We start from the raw sequence: 19,946 nt of genomic DNA, 5'->3' as shown, positions 1-19,946 counted from the left end.
CCGGCGCCGCACCCGTGGTCGGTCCTGGGTGGAGGTCCCGTGGGTGGCCGTCAGGCGGGCGCGGACCGGTCCCGGCCGACCATCCGGTCGAGCACGTTTGCGGTGGCCCGCTCGATGCGTGGATCGCGGTGGCCGCGCCGGTCCAGTGCCATGGTCCAGCCGAGCGTGCCGGTGGCGAACACGACCGCGCCCTGCGGCGTCTCGTGGACGTGGGTGCCCTGGAGCCGCCGGCCACCCTGCTGCGCCGGGTACGGCGACGAGCTGAGCATCGTCCCGCCGGGGCGGGGGACACCCGCGTTCAGGCCGTCCGCCTCACCGGCCACCACGCCGGGGATGCGGTCCCCGTCGGCCACGCCGGTGCCGGCCCACACCCAGTGGTCGGCCGAGCGCACCACGAGCGGCTGCGGGGTCAGCACGATGCCGTTGTACTGCACGCCGAGCAGTGCCTGCTCCGGCCGGTCGAGGTCGCGCCAGGTGACCGTCGGGCCGGCGGCGTCCTCGCCCGGGTCGGGGCGGGTCTTGGCGCACTCGACCAGGCGTTCCGGGCGGCCGTCCGCGGCGGCGGCCACGCGTACGTGCCAGTAGACGCTGTTCGCGCCGAAGAAGGCGAGGCTGCTGCCGCCGGCCAGCCCGGCCTCCACGGCCCGGCGCATCTCCGCCGACCAGTACTCGTCGTGCCCGCAGAACACCAGCCCCCGGTGGCGCGCCGGGTCGAGGCGGCCGGAGTGCAGGTCGAAACTGGTCGCGTAGCTGACGTCGTAGCGGTTGCGTTCCAGCCACCGGATCGCGTCCTGGTCGCGGTCGGCCTGGGTGGGCAGGCCCGCGCCGGCGTACGGGCGGTCGAAGGAGACCGCCCGGGCCCGCAGCTCGGGATCGCGTCGGCCGGTCGGGCGGTAGCCGTTGTAGAGGCTCCGGCCGGCCCGCCGGTCGCGTGGCCACTGGTTGTACGCCTGCCAGGTGGTCACCGGCAGCACCACGCAGAGCGCGGCGGCCCGCCGGTCGTCGCGTACCACGAAGGGGGTGGCCGCCCGCCAGCCGGCGGCCGAGGTGAAGACCGCCTGGTAGAGGCCGGAGACCCAGCTCTCGGGCACGCGCAGGCGCCAGGAGCGCGGCCACCGGCAGTCGAGCGCGCCGGTGGCCGGGTCGGCGGGCGGCACCGGCTGCGGCTCGCCGGCCAGCTCGGGGCTGGTCAGCAACGTACGGGCGCCGGCGCCGGCGTACCAGCCGATCCGGTGCACGGTGATCCGGAACGGGCCGGCCGGTTCGACCGCGACGTGGAAGTCGATCGTCTCGCCGGGGGCGACGCTCGTCGTCGACGCGTACCCCTGGATCTGACGTCGCCGGTCGTCGGCGGCCCGGCCGCCGTCCGCCGGCCACCAGGGCGCGCCGGCCGCGTGGTTCTCGATCTCGACCGGCGGGAGCTGCCGCGGGACCGGAGGGCTCTCGCGGTGCTCGCCGCGCACCGGTTCGAGGGGGCCGAGCGCGGAGGCGGACGCGCCGCCGAGGAGGAGGCCGAGCGCGGTTCGTCGGCGGAGTCGGACCATGGTGTTTTTCCCCGTTCACCCACTGAAACGCGGGCAAAGGTAGCACCGTGCTCCGTCCTCTGTGGTCAGCCGATCAGCCGAAGTACCGGCGTAGTTCCCGACCCAGCACCTTGCCGGTGGCGTTGCGGGGCAGGTACTTGACGAAGATCACATCGCGGGGCACCGAGAAGCGGGCCAGGTAGCGCCGGACGTACTCGCGGACCGCCTCCGGGTCGAGCGTCTCGCCGGGACGCAGCGCCAGGAACGCGGCCAGCCGCTGCCCGTACTCCGGGTCCGGCACGCCGAGCACGGCCACCTCGCGGACCTGCGGCAACCGGGCGATCAGATCCTCCACCTCGGAGGGAAAAACGTTCTCGCCACCGGAGACGATCATGTCGTCGGCCCGCCCGTCCACGAAGAGCAGGCCCTCCGGGCTCAGCCGGCCCAGGTCGCCGGTGTCGAGCAGCCCGTCGCGGCTCTCCCGGCCGGCGCCCGACGTGTAGCCCTCGAAGAGCATCTCGTTGCCGACGAAGATCCGGCCGACCCGACCGTCACGGACCGGTCGCCCCGCCTCGTCCACGATCTCCAGCCGGGTGCCGTGCGGCGGCCGGCCGGCCGTGGTGGGCGCGGCGCGCAGCTCGGCCGGGCCGGCGATGGATGCCCAGGAGACCTCGGTCGAGCCGTACAGGTTGTAGAGCACGTCGCCGTAGCGGTCCATGAACGCCGTGGCCAGGTTGCCCGGCAGCGCGGAGCCGCTGACCGCGACCACCTTGAGCGGCGGTCGGTGCGGCGGCGGCGCGACCTCCATCAGCCGTTGCAGCATCACCGGTACGGCGAAGAGCGCGTCGCACGGCTGGTCGGCCAGCGCGGCCAGCGTGGCGGCCGGGTCGAAGCGGCGGTGCAGCACGACCGTGGCGCGCAGCGCGAACGAGACCTGGAGGGCGGCGTACCCCCAGGTGTGGAAGATCGGGGCGGCGATCATGACGACGTCCCGCGCGTGCAGCGGAATCCGGTCGATGATGGACACCAGCGGGCCGAAACCGTGCGGGGTGGGCCGGCGGGCGCCCTTGGGCGTGCCGGTGGTGCCGGAGGTCAGCACGATGGTCCGGCCGTCGCGTTCCGGCGGCTGGAGTTTGTCGCCGGGCACCGCGCCGGCGATCAGCTCCTCCTGCCGTCGCTCGTCGACCCGGTGCAGTTCGGCCGGGAGGCCGAGCACCCGGTCGGCGAACTCGGCGTCGTGCACCAGCACGCGCAGGCCCTGCTCGTCGGCGACGGTGACCAGTTGGGCCGCGGAGAGCCCGGTGTTGACCAGGACGGCGTCCGCGCCGAGCAGCATCGACGCGACGATCGCCTCGATCAGCCCGTGGTGGTTGCGGCAGAGCAGCCCCACCCGGTCGCCGGCCTGCACGCCGAGGCCGGAGCGCAGCGACCGGGCCAACCGCTCCGAGCGGTCCAGCAGCTCCTGGTAGGTCAGCGCGGCGCCGTGCTCGTCCACCACGGCGACCCGGCCGGGGTCGCGGGCGGCAGCCTGGCGCAGCTCCCCGGCGAGGCTCCAGCCCCACCGGCGCAGCGCGTTCAGTTGCGAGGCCACCCGGATCGGGCGGCCCGGGGTGAGCAGTCCGCGTCGGGTCAGCGTGGCGACGATGAACGGCAGGTCCACGACGCAACCTCCTTCGCGTTCGAGGTCTCCCGATCATGCATCCGACCTGGTCGGTCGCGCGAGGGGCCCGGCCCGCGACGGCGCCGACGGCGACCGGGTCGACCCCGGCCGCGCGCATCGGTACGCCCGGCACGGCGTGCCGTCGCGGGCCGTCCTCCGGCGGCGATCAGCGGATCTGCATCCCGGAGATGGCCCGGGAGATGACCAGCCGCTGGATCTCGGAGGTGCCCTCGAAGATGGTGTAGATCTTGGCGTCCCGGTACCACCGCTCGACCGGGTGGTCGCGCAGGAAGCCGGCGCCGCCGAGGAGCTGGACCGCCCTGTCGGTCACCGAGACCGCCACCTCGCCGGCCTTGAGCTTGGACATCGAGCCCTCGCCGGCCGTGAACGGCCGGTTGTTGCGGCCCATCCAGGACGCCCGCCAGACCAGCAGCCGGGCGGCGTCGATCTCCATCCGCATGTCGGCCAGCGCGAACGCGACCGCCTGGTTCTCGATGATCGGCCGCCCGAACTGCACCCGCTCCTTGGCGTAGTCGAGCGCGTACTCGTACGCGGCGCGGGCCACGCCGAGCGCCTGCGCGCCGACGGTCGGCCGGGACAGCTCGAACGTGCGCATCGCCGCCTGGCCGGAGGCACGTTGGCCGGCGCGGGCCCGGGCCAGCCGCTCGTCGAGCGCCTCCTTGCCGCCGAGCAGGCAGCGGCCCGGCACCCGGACGTCGTCGAGGAAGACGTCGGCGGTGTGCGAGGCGCGCAGCCCGAGCTTGCGCAGCTTGCGGGTGGCGCTGAGGCCGGGCGTGCCCGGCGGTACGACGAACGCGGCCTGCCCGCGCGAGCCCAGCTCCGGCGCGACGGAGGCGGTGACCACGTGCACCCCGGCGATGCCGCCGTTGGTGGCGTACGCCTTCTGGCCGTTGAGCACCCACTCGTCGGTGGCCTCGTGGTAGACGGCGCGGGTCCGCATCGACCCGACGTCGGAGCCGGCCTCCGGCTCGGTGGTGCAGAACGCGGCGACGGCCGGGGAGTCGGTGTCGCCGAAGCACTGCGGCACCCACTCGACGAGTTGGTCCGGGGTGCCGGCGCCGTAGATGCCGGCGACCGCGAGGGCGGTGCCGAAGATGCTCAGGCCGATGCCGGCGTCGCCCCAGAAGAGTTCCTCACTGGCGATCGGCAGGGAGAGGCCGGTGGGGTCGGCCCAGCAGGTGGCGAGGAACTCGAACCCGTACAGGCCGACCTTCGCCGCCTCCTGGATGACCGGCCAGGGAGTCTCCTCCCGGGCGTCCCACTCGGCCGCGGCCGGGCGCACGACCTCGGCGGCGAAGCCGTGCACCCAGTCGCGAAGGTCCCGCTGTTCCTCGTTCAGGTCGAGCGAGAACTCGGCCATGGTCAGGCCTTGGGGATGTCGAACAGGTTGGCGATGTTGGCCGCCAGGCCCAGGTCGCCCTTGGCCTTCAGCTTGCCGGTCATGAACATCATCACCGGGTTGGCGCCGCCGGAGACGATCTTCAGGAACTCGACCGGACCCATGGTGAGGCTGAGCTTCGGGTCCCGGGTCGGGGTGTCCGAGACGGTGCAGGCGCCGTTCTCGATGACGATCTCGTAGGTGTCGGTGCCGCCGTCCGGACGGCCGGTGATGTTCCAGTGGATGACCGCGTTGGTGGAGCCGGCGCGGTCGGCCCGGAACAGCGTGGGCATCCGGTTGAAGACCTCGCTGAGGATCTTGCCGCGCGCGTCACCGGACATGATCTCGGCGATCTTGTCGTCCGGCGTGGACTTGACCAGCTGCGCGAACTCCTTCGGGCCGACGTTGGCGAAGTTGGCCGGGTCGAAGTCAGTCATGGGAAGGCACCTCTCGACTTTGGTTACTCCGGCGTAACCTTACGCACGAGTAGGTATGCTTGCAAGGGTGTCCAGCACACCGACGTTCAAGCGCCTTCCCCGCGCCGTACGCGAGCAGCAGATGCTCGACGCGGCGGTCAAGGTCTTCTCCCGGCGTGGCTTCCACGCCGCCAGCATGGACGAGATCGCCGACGACGCCGGCATCTCCAAGCCGATGGTCTACGCCTACCTCGGCACCAAGGAGGAACTCTTCGTCGCCTGCCTGCACCGCGAGGGCACCCGGATGATGGAGGCCATCGCCGGCGCCGCCGCCCCCGACCTGCCGGCCGACGAGCGGCTCTGGCGCGGGCTGCGCGCGTTCTTCGGCTTCGTCGGCGCGCACCGGGACGGCTGGGCGGTGCTCTACCGGCAGGCCCGGGGCTCCCAGCCGTTCGCCGCCGAGCTGGCTACCATGCGCGACCGGCTGGTCGAGGTGGTCGCCGGCATGCTCGACCACGCGCTGCGCGCCTCCGGCCGCGAGGTCGGCGCCACCGACCTGGAGGTGGTGGCGTACGCGCTGGTGGGCGCGTCCGAGTCGCTGGCCGACTGGCTGGCCGACCACCCCGAGGCCGACGCCGAGAAGACCGCCACCCGGATGATGAACGTCGCCTGGCTGGGTGCCGACCAGCTCCTGCGAGGCGTCACCTGGCGCCCCGGTGCGGGGTAAGGAGGGGCCCCGGTTAACGCCTGCGGTATGGGCGGGGCCCCCGCTTAACAACCCGCGTCGCGTCGCGCCGCGGCCCGGGCGCGCGCCCGGCGGCGGGCCCAGCGGGCGGCCTCGAACAGGCCGGTGACCGCCACCGAGATGCCGATGCCGGCGAGCAGCCCGGTGACCGGGTTGTGCTCGAACGCCAGCCCGCCGAAGTAGCCCAGCAGCCCGCAGTAGATCCCCCAGGTGCCGCACGCCAACGCGTCGTAGAGCAGGAACGAGCGCAGCGGGTAGCGGACCGCGCCCATGGTGAGCGTGACCGCGGTACGGCCGCCGGGCACGTAGCGCGCGGTGGTCAGGATCATCCCGCCCCGCCTGTCGACCGCCCGGCGGGCCCACTCGGAACTCGCCCGCCGCCGGCTGTCGGCGGGCAACCGGGCCAGCCGGTGCGCGCCCCCGCCGCGCCCGATGGCGTACGAGACGTGGTCGCCGACCAGTGCGCCGAGCGCGGCGGTCACGATCACCGCCACCAGGTTCGGCTCACCGCTCGCCGCGAACACGCCGGCGGTGATCACCACGGTCTCGCCCGGCACCGCCGGGAAGAACGCGTCGACCGCGGTGACCGCGACGATCACCAGGTACACCCACGGCGAGGTCACCGTCTGGTGCAGCAGGTCGAGCACATCCCCCATGCCCCCATGCTCGACGCTGGGCGTTAGGCGGGGGCCCTTCCTATACAAAATGCGTTAACAAGGGGCCCCTCCTTCTCCTCGGCGGTGGGGCCGTGGGAGGTGAGCAGCACGGGGGTGGCGAGCACCTCCGACACCGCCGCCGGCCAGTCGGTGGGCGCCTCGTCCAGCACCGGCCGGGCACGCATCAGCCGGGCGGTGAGCGCGGCCTGCCGCGCCAGGTCCCCGGGTGGGCCGGGCACGAGCCGGTCGGGCCCGTCCGCGTACCGCCGGCACATGCGCAGGCGAGGGCCGGCCAGGTCGAGGTGGGTCAGCGCCAGCCCGTCCACGCCGCCCGCCACGTCGAGTGCGTACCGGTGGGCGACGGCGTCGAAGTGCCCGAACCGGAACCGGCCCTGCCACTCGTTGGTCGGGTTGCGCGGGTCGGTGAACGGCAGCGCCGGGTCCTCGGTGACGAGTGGGCCGGGACCGTGCCGGGTGGTGGTCACCCGCAGCACCCCGAGCCGCTGCGCGGTCCCGGCCATCCCGGCCTCGGCCAGCAGCGTCTCGGCGTTGGCGAACGTCGTGGTGCTCCACGTCGTGTACGGGTGGAAGCCGTGCCACTCGTCCAGCAGTACGCCCTGCGCGCCCTCGAACACGCAGGTGCCGGCGCGCAGCGCCCCGGCGAGCCAGCTCCGGTCGACGATCGCCACCCGGTCGGCGAACGCCGCGTACGCGGGCAGGCAGTCGTCGACCGGCGGCGCGTCCAGCGCCCCCAGCTCGGCGGTGAGCCGGTCGCGCAGCGCGGTGAGCCGGCCTCGCAGCACCGCCGGCCGGCGGCAGTCCTCGATCCGGGGCGCCTCGTCGGGGTGGGCGAGGCCGTACGCGACCGCCTCGCCCACCCCGAGCCCGCAGGAGCCGTGCCGGTCGGCTCCCCGGGCGATCTCCCGGGCCCGGTTGGCGGCCCGGTGGTACGGCGTGGCCAACAACGCCTCCCCGTCCACGGTCAGCCGGTCGAACGCGTCGGGCACGCCGACCGACGCGAGGTGGTCGGCCTCGGCGGCCAGTGCCAGCGGGTCCACCACCACGTGCCGCGCCAGGTGCGTCCGCACGCCGGGACGGAACGTGCCGGCGCCGAACTGCGCGAACGTGTGCGCCCGCCCGTCGCGCAGCACCACGTTGTGCGCCGCCTGCGCGCCGCCGTTGAAGCGGACCACGGTGTGCACCGGCCGGCTCGCGCAGAGCGCGTCGACGACGGTGCCCTTGCCGGCGTCGCCGTAGCCGAGGTCGACCACCAGCACGTGGTTCACAGCCGGGTGACCCCGTTCCCGCCGTCGGTCGGGGCGAACGGCAGCGCCGCGACCGCGCGCCGGCCGCCACCGAGCCCGGCGAGCGCCCGGGAGACGGTCCGGGCGGCGGTCGAGCCGTGCCGGTCCAGGTCGCTGAGCCCGGCGTCCAGGTCGATGGCCTGTTCGCCGAGGCCGACGGTGAGCGCGATGGTCTCGCAGACCGCGTCCAGGTCGTCCAGCTCGACCGCGTTCTGTCCGAGCAGGTCGCGCCAGAAGTCGAGCACCTTGCGGTTGCCGGCGTAGTGGCTGCCGGCCGGGAGCAGGTAGTAGGTGTCCCAGCGCGCGGTCACCTCGTTCACCACCTGCCGGATCGGCAGATCCTCGGCCAGGCCGCCGCCGATCAGCCGGGTCACCTCCCGCGCCTTCACCCGGGGGTACGCCAGCTCGTCGCCGATGATGAACAGGTAGCCGCGTCGGCCCCGCTTCTCCCAGCTGTCGGTGGCCGTGTGCCGGGCCATGAAGTGCAGCGCCAGCTCGTACGACTCCATCATCTGGCCGCCCCCGCCGCCTTCCAGCACGATCCGGCCGAGGTCGTCGTCCATCCGGTTGTCGGACTCGAACTGCCCGATCTGGAGCGGCACCCGGTCGCAGGTGGCGTCGCCGATCGCGCCGAACAGCACCTGCGGGTCGCGGGCGTACCCCTGACGGGTCAGCAGACCGAGCAGCTGCGGCAGCTTGCGTTGGAGCACCCGGGGCACGTGCCCCATCGAGCCGGTGACGTCGAAGAGCACGGCGATCGGCGTCGACTGCGGGTGTTCGGCGGAGTCGCGGCTCTCCCGCGTCGCGTCGCGCGGGTCGAGTGCCGGGTGCACCTGCCGGGCCCCGCTGTCGCTGTAGGAGAACGCGCTCTTGCCGGTCCGGCGCCGGTAACGGTCGGCGGCGTCGTACACGTCGGTGGACCAGATTCCGCTGCCCATGGCAGCCTCCCTAGGGGTTGAGGGTGAAGGGTCGGAAGGTGCGCGGCCCGTAGAGCCGCTCCAGCACCTCGTCGAGTTCGCGGAGCAGCCGCCAGGCGTCGTCCGGCCGGGCGGTCAGCGCGGGTTGCCGGCAGCCGGCCGCGAACGCGCGCAGCTCGCGTGGCGCGCGGTCGGCCATCAGCCAGGTCAGGCAGCGGGCCGCCAGCGCGATGTCGGTGCCGGGGCCGCAGGGCCGCTTCCCGGTGACCTCCGGCGGGTACCAGTCGGCCATGCCGGTGACCAGGGCCGGCACCAGCCCACCGGGCTCGGTGGAGAAGCACCAGTCGACGAGCACCAGGCCGTGCGCGTCCGGCTCGATCAGCACGTTCCGGGGGAGCACCGCACCGTGCACCACGCCGGCGGAGTGGGCCAGGCCGAGCGCGACCAGCAGCCGTCGCCACATCCAGGCCGCGTCGCGCGGGTCGACCCCGTCCGGGTACGCCCGGCGCACGTCCTCCAGGCTGTGCAGCCCGGGGACCGTCTCCAACTCGTTGACAAGCAGTTCCGCGCCGGTCGACGGGTCACGCACCGAATAGGAGTCGACCAGCCGGGGCACGTACGCCAGGTGGCGGGCGTCGCCCCGCGCGGCGATCCGTCGCAGCGCGCGTGCCTCGCGGGCCATCAGGTCGTTGTCGCTCGGATGCTGCGGCGCCTTGAGCTGCCGGTGAGAGGGGAGCCCTGCTCTACCGGAGGCGTCAAGCGGGGGCCCTTCCTTGCGCCTCATCGGATCGTTTCCTCGCGGGCGGGGCGCAGCAGGGCGGGGTGGAGGAGGCGGGCGTCGCCGGGGCGGTAGAGCTTGGCGCGGGGGCCGCCGCGTGCGCCGCCGCGCTCGGTGCTGGCGCCGGTGCTCTCCACGAAGCCCGGCACGGAGAGCACCTTGCGGTGGAAGTTGCCGGCGTGCAGCGGGTGGCCCCAGACCGTCTCGTAGACCGCACGCAGCTCGGTGACGGTGAACTCGGGCGCGAGGAAGCGGGTGGCCAGCGGCGTGTACTCCAGCTTGGACCGGGCCCGCTCCAACCCGTCGTCGATGATCCGGCCGTGGTCGAAGGCGAGCTGCCGGCTGGTCAGCGCCGTCACCGGCAGCCAGACCGCCTCGTCGGCGTCGCTGTCGGCGACCGGGTCGGGCAGGTCGGGTGCGAACGCCAGGTGGGCGACGGAGACCACCCGCATGCGCGGGTCCCGGTCGGGTGCGCCGTAGCTGCCGAGCTGCTCCAGGTGCACCCGGCGCAGCCGTTCGCCGCCGAGCCCGGTCTCCTCGGCCAGCTCGCGTCGCGCGCCGGCGGCCAGGTCCTCGTCGGGGTGGACGAAACCGCCGGGCAGCGCCCAGTGCCCCTCGTACGGCGGCGCGCCCCGGCGGATCAGCAGCAGGTGGAGCGCGTCCTCGCGGATGGTCAGTGCCACCACGTCGACGGTGACCGCGACCGCCGGGTAGTCGCGGGGGTCGTATCCGGCGAGGAAGTCCTGCTCGTTCACGGCACTCACTCTCTCAGGTTGAGAACAACTCAATCTGAGAACAACTTAACGCACGAGAGAGGGGGCCGGCAAGCCCCCCTCTCCTCAGCGGACGGTGCCGACCAGGTGTGGTCGTCCGTCCCGTGCGCCGTGCAGCCCGAAGTCCCAGCCGGCGTCGTCGGCGGCGGCCCGGAACGCCACCGTGGACGGCAGCGGCACCGGCAGCTTGAACGCCACGTCCACGGTGTACGCGTCCGGCAGCCGGGCCTCCAACGCGGCCAGGCAACGGGCCTTGCTCCACATGCCGTGCGCGATCGGGCGCGGAAAGCCGAACAGCCGCGCGCCCAGCTTCGAGGTGTGGATCGGGTTGTGGTCGCCGGAGACCCGCGCGTAGTCCGTGCCCACCCGCGGCGTCACCCGCCACTGCGCGGTGGTGGCCGGCGGCGTCGGGCGGTCACCCCGGTCGCGCCGCGGGCCACCGCCGGCCGCACGCTCCTTCCCGAGGTACGTCGACACACCGCGCCACACCTCCGTGCCGTCGATCGAGCCGACAAGCACCACGTCGAGCTGCCGGCCCCGCTCGTGCGGACGCAGGTTCTCCGCGTACGTGTGGAAGTCGACCGTCTCGCCGACCCGGACCGGTCGGTGCACGGTGATCCGGTTGGCCACGTGCACCACGCCGGTGAGCGGGATCGGGAAGTCGGCGGCGGTCATCAGCCGTAGCGACAGCGGGAACCCCAGCACGTGCAGGTACGTGGCCGGCAACCGGTCAGCCAGCCGGAACCCGCAGACCCGGTCGTACGCGGCCAGGTGCGCCGGATCCACCGGCACCCCGGCGACGGTCAGCTCGACGGCCGGCAGCTCCCGCCCCCGCCGCCCGCCCAGGCCGGGCACCGCCCCCAGCAGCGCCCGCCGGTACAGCCCACCGGCCGCCGGCAGCCGCCCCAGCACCTCCTGACGCCGTCCACCCGGCCCCTCACCGCCTCGTGGATCCCCGGAAGTGCCGTCCACCTCATGATCGCCGGCGCGGGCCAACGCGGCGGCACGGGCCGAGGTGAGGTCCCGGGTGGGGCCCTCGATCAGGTCGGGCAGGGTCAGATCCTCGTGGTCGTGGTCGCGCGGTGCCATCACGCCCCCAGCAGGCTCTGGCCGCAGACCCGGACCACGTTGCCGCTGACCGCGCCGGTCGCCGGCCAGGAGAGCCAGCCGATCGTCTCGGCCACGTCCACCGGCAGGCCGCCCTGGGCCATGCTGTTCATCCGGCGGCCCGCCTCCCGGATGGTCAGCGGGATGCGCGCGGTCAGCCGGGTCTCGATGAACCCGGGCGCGACCGCGTTCAGGCTGATCCCGCGCTCGCGCAGCACCGGGGAGAGCGAGTCGACCAGACCGATCACGCCGGCCTTGCTGGTCGCGTAGTTGGTCTGCCCCCGGTTGCCGGCGATCCCGGCGATCGAGGAGACCGCGACGATCCGCCCGCCGGCCGGGATCAGGTCGCGTTCCAGCAACACATCGTTGATCCGTTCCTGACTGGACAAATTTACGTCGATCACCGAGTCCCAGCGGTCGGCGTCCATCCGGCCGAGCGTCCGGTCCCGGGTGATGCCCGCGTTGTGCACCACCACGTCGACCCGGCCGTGCCGGGACGCCAGGTGCTCGGCCAGCCGGGCCGGCGCGTCCGGCGCGGTCAGGTCGAGCTGCACGGCGCTGCCGCCGACCTCGTTGGCCACCGCGGCCAGCTCGTCCCCGGCCGCCGGCACGTCCAGCGCCACCACCCGGGCGCCGTCGCGGGCCAGCACCTTCGCCAGCGCCGCGCCGATGCCCCGGGCCGCGCCGGTGACCAGCACCACCTGCCCGTCCAGCGGCCGGTCCCAGTCGGCCGGCACGACGGCGGTGCCGACGCCGACCCGGACGACCTGACCCGAGACGTACGCGGAGCGGCCGGAGAGCAGGAAGCGCAGCGTGGACTCCAGGCTCACCGGCGTGCTGGGGTCGCGATGCCGGGTGACGTACACGAGCTGGGCGGTGACGCCCCGGCCGAACTCCTTGCCGATGCTGCGGGTCAGCCCCTCCAGCGCGCGCTGGGCGGTCGCCTTCCGGGGCGAGTCGCACTCCTCCGGGGGCGTGCCCAGCACGATCACCCGACCGCTGGGCAGCAGCGACCGGGCCTGCGGGTGGAAGAAGTCGTAGAGCTGGCGCAGCTCGGTGGAGTCGGTGACGCCGCTGGCGTCGTACACCAGGGCGGCGAACCGGCTGTCGGCGGCGGTGGCGGCCGGGTCGGCCAGCTCGACCCCGGCGGCGGTCAGGCGTTGCCGGACCGGCTCGGTGAGCTGGCCGCCGGTCGAGGAGCCGAGCAGGACCGGCCCGGGGACGAGCGGGTCGCCCGGCGTGTGCCGGCGCAGTCGGGGCGGGTCGGGCAGCCCGAGGCGCTTGACCAGCGCGCGACCGGCCCCCGTCTGGACGAAGCTCGCGTACCTGTCGGTCATGGGCGTAGCCTACTGGTGAGTAGGGTACGGGCAACAGCTTCGAGGAGGCCGATCGTGCAGAGTGTCCGGCGGGTCGCGGTGGTCGGCGGCAACCGCATCCCCTTCGCCCGCTCCAATTCGCGCTACGCGCACGCGTCCAACGCCGACATGCTCGGCGCGGCGCTCGACGGGCTGGTCGCCCGGTTCGGGCTGGCCGGCGAGCGGCTCGGCGAGGTGGCGGCCGGCGCGGTGCTGAAGCACTCCCGGGACTTCAACCTCACCCGCGAGGTGGTGCTCGGCTCCCGGCTCGACCCGCAGACCCCGGCGTACGACGTCCAGCAGGCGTGCGGCACCGGGCTGGAGGCCGCCATCGGTGTCGCCAACAAGATCGCCCTCGGGCAGATCGACGTCGGGGTGGCCGGGGGCGTGGACACCACCTCGGACGCGCCGCTGGCGGTCAACGAGGACCTGCGCCGCACGCTGATCCAGCTCAACTCCGCCCGGACCCTCGGCGAGCGGCTCCGGCTGGCCACGAAGCTGCGCCCGCTCCAGCCGTTCAAGCCGGAGATCCCGCGCAACGCCGAGCCGCGTACCGGACTGTCCATGGGCGAGCACGCCGCCCGGAGCGCGCTGCGCTGGAACATCGACCGGGCCGCCCAGGACGAGCTGGCGCTCCGCTCGCACCAGCGGCTCGCCGCCGCGTACGAGGACGGGTTCTTCGACGACCTGATCACCCCCTACCTGGGGTTGACCCGCGACCAGAACCTCCGCCCGGACACCTCCCTGGAGAAGCTCGGCTCGCTCAAGCCGATCTTCGGCACCACCGGCCCGGACGCCGACCGGGCGACCATGACCGCCGGCAACTCCTCGCCGCTCACCGACGGCGCGTCGACCGTGCTGCTGGCCTCGGAGGAGTGGGCGCGGGCGCACAACCTGCCGGTGCTCGCCTGGTTCGCCTGGTCCGAGACGGCCGCGGTCGACTTCGTGCACGGCGACGAGGGGCTGCTGATGGCCCCCGCGTACGCGGTGCCCCGGATGCTGTCGCGGGCCGGCCTCACGCTCCAGGACTTCGACTTCTACGAGATCCACGAGGCGTTCGCCTCGCAGGTGCTGGCCACCCTGGCCGCCTGGGAGTCGCCGGAGTTCTGCAAGGAACGCCTCGGCCTGGACGCGCCGCTCGGCCCGATCGACCGGGACAGGGTGAACGTCAACGGCTCCTCGCTGGCCGCCGGGCACCCGTTCGCCGCCACCGGTGGCCGGATCGTCGCGTCGCTGGCCAAGCTGCTCGACCGGAAGGGGAGCGGACGCGGCCTGATCTCCATCTGCGCGGCCGGTGGGCAGGGCGTGACCGCGATCCTGGAGCGCTAGCTCGATCAGGTAGCTAAACGGACAAGTCCTCATATTAATACCGAGAACCTCTCAGGATGGATTGTGCTGATCCAGCCCAATTTGGAGGTTCTCGGTGAAAACACGTCATTGGCTGCTCGCTCTCGTCTCCGGGGCGGCATTCGTTCTCGTACCCGGCGCCACCCAACCGGTCGGTGCGGTCGCCGCCACCACGCTCGCCGCCCGGACGGTCGCCCTCGCCCCGGTCGGCGACACGTCCGAACAGCCGCAGCCCCCGCCCACGCCCACGCCCACGCAGAGTCTCTGCCGGCCGGGCACCCCGCCCACCGCGCCGCCGACCACCGAGTTCTACGACAACAACCCGATGCTCGGGCCGGCCACGCTGCCCCTCGCCTCGCCGGTCGGGCCGCTGCTCGCCGGCTACCAGCGGTTCGGGGCGCTGACCGAGAGCCAGTTCCTGGCGCAGTACACCACCGGGACCCCGGCGGCGTACGTCTACCCGCCGGCCAACGGGTTCGTCATCGCCCCCGACGGCCGCCCGATCAAGCAGGCGCAGACGCTGCTGGCCGGCTACCGGCTCGACCGCTTCGGCTTCACCGGTGGCGCGTTCCTCGCCCCGCTCGGCACGCCGTTCAGCTCGCGCGCGCTCACCCCGCAGAGCCTGAACACCCCGGCGAACGCGCCGCTGGCCAACTACCACGTCTACTGCGTGGCCAAGCCGTTCACTGTCGACTCCGGCCCGATCGCGTCCTGGTTCGCCCAGCCCGGGATGGGCACCCAGTTCCAGCTCAACCCCGCGTACCTGCCGCAGGCCGGGGCCATGCTGACGGTGCAGTGGCTGCTCGACAACGGCTTCCTGGTGGAAGAGGATCTGACCGCCGGGGTGTGAGCACAGGCCACGGCCCTGACACGAGACGGGAGGTCGGGCGTGGACCGGCACCAGGTACGCGCCGCGCTGCTGGCGGCCGGGCTGTCCCCGGACGCGTTCGCACTGGAGGGCGTGCACGAACACGTGCCGGTCCCGCCCGACTTCTGGTTCCTGCGCCGGGCCCGCGCCGGCGGCTGGGAGATCGGCGCCTACGAGCGTGGGACGTACGACGTCCGGCAGCGCTTCGACACCGAGGAGGAGGCGGGCGACGGGCTCTGGCGCGCGCTCACCGGCCGTCCGTCTCCGCGCTGACCACAGGCGGGACGAGCCGGACGGTGGCACCCCCGGGCAGACCGACCGAAGGCCCGACGTGCCACTCGTCGAAGCCCTGGAAACCGAGTTCTTCGAGCCGCCGCGACACCTGCGCCGGGCTGAGCCCGGTGATGTCGGAGCCGAGTACGAGGCGTTCGAGGGTGAGCGGCTCAGCCGGATCCGTCCAGGGAGCGTGACCGTCGAGGGACCGGCTGACGAGCACCGGGTCGTCAGCCGAGACGTACTCCGGCAAGGCGTGCTGGGATGTCGCGTGGCCGAGAGCCCGGAGTCGTTCCGCGACCCCGGCCGGGCTGAGGCCGGTGCGGTGCGCCGCGGCGACGAGGTGGCCGACCGGTACCTCCTCATCCGCGTCGAGCCAGGGCGGCTCACTGTCCAGTTGCACGCTGAGAAGGATCAGGTCAGCCGACGTGACGTCGTCGGGCGGCAGGTCCGGCCGGGTGGTGAGGCCGAAGCCCTGGAGTCGTTCGTGCACCTGGGCGTGGGTGAGCCCGGTGCGTCTCGCACCGAGCAGGACGTGGCCCGGAGGAACGGTCCTCGTCCCGTCCAGCCAGGGCTTGTCTCCGTCCAGGTCGCGGCTGAGCAGGCCGACGTCCGTGAAGGTGACGGCGGTCGGGAGCACCACCGCCGGAATGGTGAAGCCGTACTCCGCGAGCCGCGACGCCACCTCGGCGGGAGTCACGTCGAGTCGAGTCGCCGCGGCGGCGAGGTGGGAGGACAGGACGGTGACGTCCGGGTCCAACCACGGGTGCCGTCCGTCGAGATCCTTACTGAGGAGCATGAGATCGTTCTCGGCGGCGGCGTCGGGAAAGTGTTGTCCGACGAGCCGGTAACCGAGTTGCTGTAGCCGTTCGGCGGCCCGGCGCGGGCTCAGATCGCTGCGCGCGGCCGCTTCGACCACCGCGTGCGGAGGCAACGACTCTGACGCGTCCAGCACCGCGGCCACCCCCGGAGCGCCGTACCGGGGCCCCCGGGGGACGACGCGGTCGGATGGCATGGGGGGCGGGGCACTCGGCAGGTCGTCGGTGTCCCAGACCAGCTTTATCTCCACCTCGGCAGGTAGGCCCCCGGGTGGTGGGACCACCGCGACGTATCCGAGCCGAAGTAGCCGGGCGACGACCTCCTCCGCCGGGATTCCGGCCACGAACGCGGCGACGACGACATGCCCGCCGGAGACGGCCTGGTCGGGCGGGAGCCACGGCCGCTGGCCGTTCATCCGGAGGCTCGCGACAACGTAGTCGACCGGGTCCAGATCGCCGGTCGGAGTGTCACGTACGGTGAAGCCGAGCTGACGGAGCCGATCGGCGGCCACGTCGGCGGCGATGCCCGCCTCCACCGCCGCTGTCATCACGTGCGGGACCGCCACCTCGTCGGCCTGGTCCAACCACGGCTCCCGCCCGTCGAGGTCCCGGCTGAGCAGCAGCCGATCGATCGGGCTCGACAGATCTGGCAGATCGTGCCGGGGCGCCGGAAAACCCAGCTCGACAAGTCGTTCGACAACCGCCGGGAGGGACGGGCCGGGATTGGCGGCCCCCTCGATCAGGTGACCGATCGGGAGTGGCTGGACCGTATCGAGCGAGCGTCTGTTGCCGTCGACGCGGGTGAGCAGGGAGTCGCTCGGTCTCGCCCGGACGATCCCGCCGTGAGTCACCGTCAGCTCGGGGCCGTAACGGCCGGCGGCGACCCATGCGACCAGGCGCCAGATTCCGTCCGGCTGGATCAGTTCGGTGATCTCCGCGGCTACTCGCTCCCCTCCGGGGCGGGCTGTTGCCGGGTTGAGGCGGAACACCAGCACCCCAGCGTCGGGCGGATAGCAACCGACGGTGAGGAGCTCGTCCTCCAGAGGGCTTCCGGGCCAGGACGTCCGACCCGCCCGAAGCGCCAACTCGAACACCGCATCCGCCACCAGCGGTACGCGCGTGGTGAGTTCCGAGAGCCAGGAGTGGTTGAAGAGTGGACTGTCGGCGGCACCTGCGGCTTCGGCTGCCTTCTCCAGGAGTTCGGTCACCTGCTGCGACTCGTCGTCCAACAGTTGCGTCCGGTTGACCGACAGCCGTGGCGCGCGTGTGCCGTGCAGGTTGACCACGGCGGTGATGTCCGATGCCTGGACCCAGATGCCGTCCACCAGGACGGCGCCGGAGCGATTGCACCACCACACCGGATGGGCCTCCGAGCCGATCACGACCCGGTCCCAGCCTGGCAGTACGTGGACGTCTTCTCTCGACTCCAGCGGGTCGGCGGTACCCAACGGGGCGATCGGCGACAGCCGGCGCGGTTCCCACAGCATGACCTCACCGTCGTGCGTCACGGTGGTCCGGAACTCCGCCACCCAAAGGAGTCGACGAAGGAAATCCGCGCTGGAGAGATCTTCGGTGTCGCTCCGGAGATAGAGCCGGACCCTCGTACCGGCATCCTGTCCCAGCCCGGTCTCCCGGATCCGGAACAGGTTGCCCGGTCCGGCGATGGACACCCAGAGGCGGTTGCCCGGGCGGCCCTCCTGGCCGAATCGGCAGGTCTCCACGGTGATCTCGTCGGCGAGCATGAAGTAGCTCAGCACGCCCACCCCGAAGCGGCTGTTCGGGAAGAACTCGACGGGCGGCTCCAGGCGTGCCCACCGCGACTGTTCCTCGACGAACTCGGACGTCTCGACGAAGCGGGTCCCGGCCTGCGAGAACACGTTGGTCAGCTCGCGGACCCCCATGCCCACGCCGTTGTCCGTGCACTCCAGGTAGGCGCGGCCCTGCTCGTCCCGGCCCTGGACGAAGTCGATCCGGCCCTCCCACGGGAGGACGGCCCCGTCGGTACGCCCGAGGTACTCGTTCCGGGCGGCTCGGTAGCGGCACGCGTCGAGCGCGTTCTGGTACAGCTCCCGGATGGCCAGGAGCGGATCGCCGTAGAGTTGCTCACCCATCAGCAGTTCCTGGATGCGGTCCTCGGCGAGGTGGAACCGCACCCCGGCGGACTGGTAGGCCCGCCCCTCCGGCCCCTCGCTCGGGCGGACCTGATCCGCCGAGGCGTGTGCCGGCAGGGCCGAGAGCGGGTGGAGGTGGGTGTCCTCGGCGGCGGCGTCCTGGATCTCGACCAGGAGCGTGTCGAAGAACTCGACGTGGGCCCGCAGGGCGATCTCGATGGCCGGGTGGGCGCAGGTGGTGCGCAGTACCCGCACCGGCCCGCGGGATTCCCACTCCACTGCGTCGATGGAGGCGTGCAGTTCGTCAGGTGACACCGGGTCGCTGATCCCCATGTGCTCGACGACCACCTCGGGCAGCGCGGGGGCCTCGATGGCCATGGCCCGCCCCGCGGCCAGCAGGTAGGCGACCAGACGTTCCCGTACCGGTTGTTCCTCGGCGGTCCCCGCGCCGACCGTGCGGCGGCTACGGAGCCGTCCGGGCCGGTCGGTACGGGTGAGGAAGCCCGGACCGCCGCGCAGGCTCCGGATCAGCTCGATCACCCGGGGTTTCTCGAAGACCCGCGCGGACAGGTGCAGTGACGCGACGCCGAGCGGAATCAACTCGGCGACGTCGTCGTCGGACGACCGGGTCAGGGACTGCCGTGCGATCCAGCGGTGCAACAGCCACCAGCCGATCTGCCCGGCGACGTCCGGGTGCTGCGCCTGGCCGTTCAGGCGGCGCCACAACCGCGGAAAGCTCTGTGCGAAGCGCCGGTAGGAGTCACTGTCGGGATCGGGCTGCTCGGGCGCGGGCCAGGTGGCCGGATCGACGTGGGCGGCTCGGGCGGCACGCAGCGCCCACCACGTGTCGTACAGGTAGGGGCCGGCGACCAGCAGCGCGGCCTCGGCCGCGGAGAGGTGCAGCTCGTCGGCGGAGGTCGCGCCGGGGTAGGCGAGGAGGTTCGTCAGGAACTCGACCCGACGACTGATGCGGGTGGCGAGGTCCGGCTCGTGCCACGGATCGTGCGTCAGCGCCCGGGCGGCGTCCCGGCGCAGGCGTACCACGTGCTCGACCAGGCTGACGGTGGAGGCGCGAAGCTCCTCGTTGACCAGCGACGGCGTGACCAGTTCCCAGGCCCGGTGGGACTGCGCCTGGGCCACCCAGCCGAACGACCGTTGCGTCGCCCGACGCGACGACAGCGGGAAGGGGGTGATCTCCGCACCGTCCGGATGGACCAGGGCGGTCTGGGGCCGCCGGTCGTGGACAGCCGCCAACTCCCGCATCTGCTCGTTGACCGCGGTGACGAGATCGTCGAGTGTCCGGCCGGCCTGACCGTTGACCAGGATCTGCTGGAGAGCCCGGGAGAAGATGCTGAAGGAATCTCCGGTACCGGGAACGAACTGTGCCTTCTCCCCGGGTCCGCAGGCGAACAGGAAGGCGACGCGCTGCCGCGCCACGTGGCTGATCCGTCCGGTGCTCCACCGCCGTAGTTCAAGCGCCATGGACTCCTGGTCGAATCCCTCGCGGCAGGCGTCCACCACGAAGACGACCTGCCCGGCCCGGCTCCGTTCGAGTGCACCCGCCCAATAGTTGAGGGGCACCATCGACTCGGTGAGCGGGATGCGCAGATCCGCCTCGGACGGCACCAGGTAGTCGATGCCGTCCGTGTGGGCGCCGTGCCCGCTGAGGTAGATCAGCAGGTTGTCGTGCGGCCGGGCGTCGTCCAGGAACTGCGTGACCTCGGCGCAGATCTTCGGCCGGCTGAGCCGGCCACCGTCGAGCGTTCGGACGCGGTATCCGGTCTCCTCCAGGGCCACGCTCAGCGCACCGATGTCGTTCGGGACGAAGGGCAGCGGCACGATCTGCGGGTCGTCGTACTCCGCGACGCCGAGCAGGAGAGCGCGGAAGGCGGCCAC

The 19,946-nt window shown here is 73.0% G+C and carries 16 protein-coding genes; 4 read left to right on the top strand and 12 right to left on the bottom strand.

All coding sequences use genetic code 11. The features are described 5' to 3' along the window. Positions 1 to 50: 50 nt before the first annotated feature. From ACIA6B_RS09315 to ACIA6B_RS09300, 4 genes are all read right to left on the bottom strand, one after another. Positions 51 to 1,544 carry a N,N-dimethylformamidase beta subunit family domain-containing protein gene (locus ACIA6B_RS09315; RefSeq protein ID WP_396772272.1) on the bottom strand — a complete coding sequence of 498 codons (1,494 nt, stop codon included), beginning with the start codon at positions 1,542 to 1,544 and terminating at the stop codon, positions 51 to 53. 73 nt (positions 1,545 to 1,617) lie between these two features. Next, the gene (locus ACIA6B_RS09310) at positions 1,618 to 3,183 is read right to left on the bottom strand and encodes an AMP-binding protein (RefSeq protein ID WP_396772271.1); all 1,566 of its coding nucleotides are present in this window, start codon (positions 3,181 to 3,183) and stop codon (positions 1,618 to 1,620) included. 166 nt (positions 3,184 to 3,349) lie between these two features. Continuing rightward, positions 3,350 to 4,564 (bottom strand): acyl-CoA dehydrogenase family protein, encoded by a 1,215-nt coding sequence (locus ACIA6B_RS09305; RefSeq protein WP_396772270.1) that lies wholly within the window; start codon positions 4,562 to 4,564, stop codon positions 3,350 to 3,352. 2 nt (positions 4,565 to 4,566) lie between these two features. Beyond that, positions 4,567 to 5,019, bottom strand: a complete 453-nt coding sequence (locus ACIA6B_RS09300) for an SCP2 sterol-binding domain-containing protein (protein ID WP_281933593.1) — start codon at positions 5,017 to 5,019, stop codon at positions 4,567 to 4,569. Between the two features lie 67 nt (positions 5,020 to 5,086). Between ACIA6B_RS09300 and ACIA6B_RS09295 the strand changes: the two genes are divergently transcribed. After that, on the top strand, positions 5,087 to 5,725 hold the full coding sequence (locus ACIA6B_RS09295; protein WP_396772268.1) for a TetR/AcrR family transcriptional regulator: 639 nt from the start codon (positions 5,087 to 5,089) through the stop codon (positions 5,723 to 5,725). Positions 5,726 to 5,769: 44 nt separating this feature from the next. On the opposite strand, the gene ACIA6B_RS09290 is transcribed toward ACIA6B_RS09295, so the two are convergent. The 7 genes from ACIA6B_RS09290 to ACIA6B_RS09260 form a co-directional block, all read right to left on the bottom strand. Continuing rightward, a complete protein-coding gene (locus ACIA6B_RS09290; RefSeq protein WP_396772267.1) occupies positions 5,770 to 6,399 on the bottom strand; it encodes a DedA family protein in 630 nt (209 codons plus the stop codon). A gap of 23 nt (positions 6,400 to 6,422) precedes the next feature. After that, positions 6,423 to 7,685 carry an adenylosuccinate synthetase gene (locus ACIA6B_RS09285; RefSeq protein WP_396772266.1) on the bottom strand — a complete coding sequence of 421 codons (1,263 nt, stop codon included), beginning with the start codon at positions 7,683 to 7,685 and terminating at the stop codon, positions 6,423 to 6,425. Continuing rightward, entirely contained in the window at positions 7,682 to 8,641 is a 960-nt protein-coding gene (locus ACIA6B_RS09280; protein WP_396772265.1) for a hypothetical protein, read from the bottom strand. Before ACIA6B_RS09280 ends, ACIA6B_RS09285 begins: the two co-directional genes overlap by 4 nt. 10 nt (positions 8,642 to 8,651) lie before the next feature. Beyond that, positions 8,652 to 9,404, bottom strand: coding sequence for a serine/threonine protein kinase (locus ACIA6B_RS09275; RefSeq protein WP_396772264.1), 753 nt, complete (start codon positions 9,402 to 9,404; stop codon positions 8,652 to 8,654). Then, positions 9,401 to 10,153 (bottom strand): NUDIX domain-containing protein, encoded by a 753-nt coding sequence (locus ACIA6B_RS09270; protein WP_396772563.1) that lies wholly within the window; start codon positions 10,151 to 10,153, stop codon positions 9,401 to 9,403. The genes ACIA6B_RS09275 and ACIA6B_RS09270 overlap by 4 nt, the downstream gene beginning before the upstream one ends. Positions 10,154 to 10,237: 84 nt before the next feature. After that, positions 10,238 to 11,260 (bottom strand): MaoC/PaaZ C-terminal domain-containing protein, encoded by a 1,023-nt coding sequence (locus ACIA6B_RS09265; protein ID WP_396772562.1) that lies wholly within the window; start codon positions 11,258 to 11,260, stop codon positions 10,238 to 10,240. Next, positions 11,260 to 12,615: a 3-oxoacyl-ACP reductase gene (locus tag ACIA6B_RS09260; protein ID WP_396772263.1), complete on the bottom strand. Its 1,356-nt coding sequence runs from the start codon at positions 12,613 to 12,615 to the stop codon at positions 11,260 to 11,262. The genes ACIA6B_RS09265 and ACIA6B_RS09260 overlap by 1 nt, the downstream gene beginning before the upstream one ends. A gap of 54 nt (positions 12,616 to 12,669) precedes the next feature. Here ACIA6B_RS09260 and ACIA6B_RS09255 point away from each other — a divergent pair, with 54 nt between their 5' ends. The 3 genes from ACIA6B_RS09255 to ACIA6B_RS09245 all read left to right on the top strand — a co-directional run bounded on the left by ACIA6B_RS09255 (position 12,670) and on the right by ACIA6B_RS09245 (position 15,121). Continuing rightward, positions 12,670 to 13,962, top strand: coding sequence for an acetyl-CoA C-acetyltransferase (locus tag ACIA6B_RS09255; RefSeq protein WP_396772262.1), 1,293 nt, complete (start codon positions 12,670 to 12,672; stop codon positions 13,960 to 13,962). A 94-nt stretch (positions 13,963 to 14,056) separates the two neighbouring features. Further along, positions 14,057 to 14,830 (top strand): TNT domain-containing protein, encoded by a 774-nt coding sequence (locus tag ACIA6B_RS09250; protein WP_396772261.1) that lies wholly within the window; start codon positions 14,057 to 14,059, stop codon positions 14,828 to 14,830. A gap of 39 nt (positions 14,831 to 14,869) precedes the next feature. After that, positions 14,870 to 15,121, top strand: coding sequence for a hypothetical protein (locus ACIA6B_RS09245; RefSeq protein ID WP_396772260.1), 252 nt, complete (start codon positions 14,870 to 14,872; stop codon positions 15,119 to 15,121). On the opposite strand, the gene ACIA6B_RS09240 is transcribed toward ACIA6B_RS09245, so the two are convergent. Next, positions 15,096 to 19,946 carry a caspase family protein gene (locus ACIA6B_RS09240; protein WP_396772259.1) on the bottom strand — a complete coding sequence of 1,617 codons (4,851 nt, stop codon included), beginning with the start codon at positions 19,944 to 19,946 and terminating at the stop codon, positions 15,096 to 15,098. The two genes, ACIA6B_RS09245 and ACIA6B_RS09240, sit on opposite strands and share 26 nt — an antisense overlap.

This window comes from Micromonospora sp. NPDC051141, assembly GCF_044455765.1.
GTDB lineage: Bacteria > Actinomycetota > Actinomycetes > Mycobacteriales > Micromonosporaceae > Micromonospora.
Note: the sequence above shows the minus strand (reverse complement) of the source record. Positions and strands in the feature narration are given on the sequence as shown.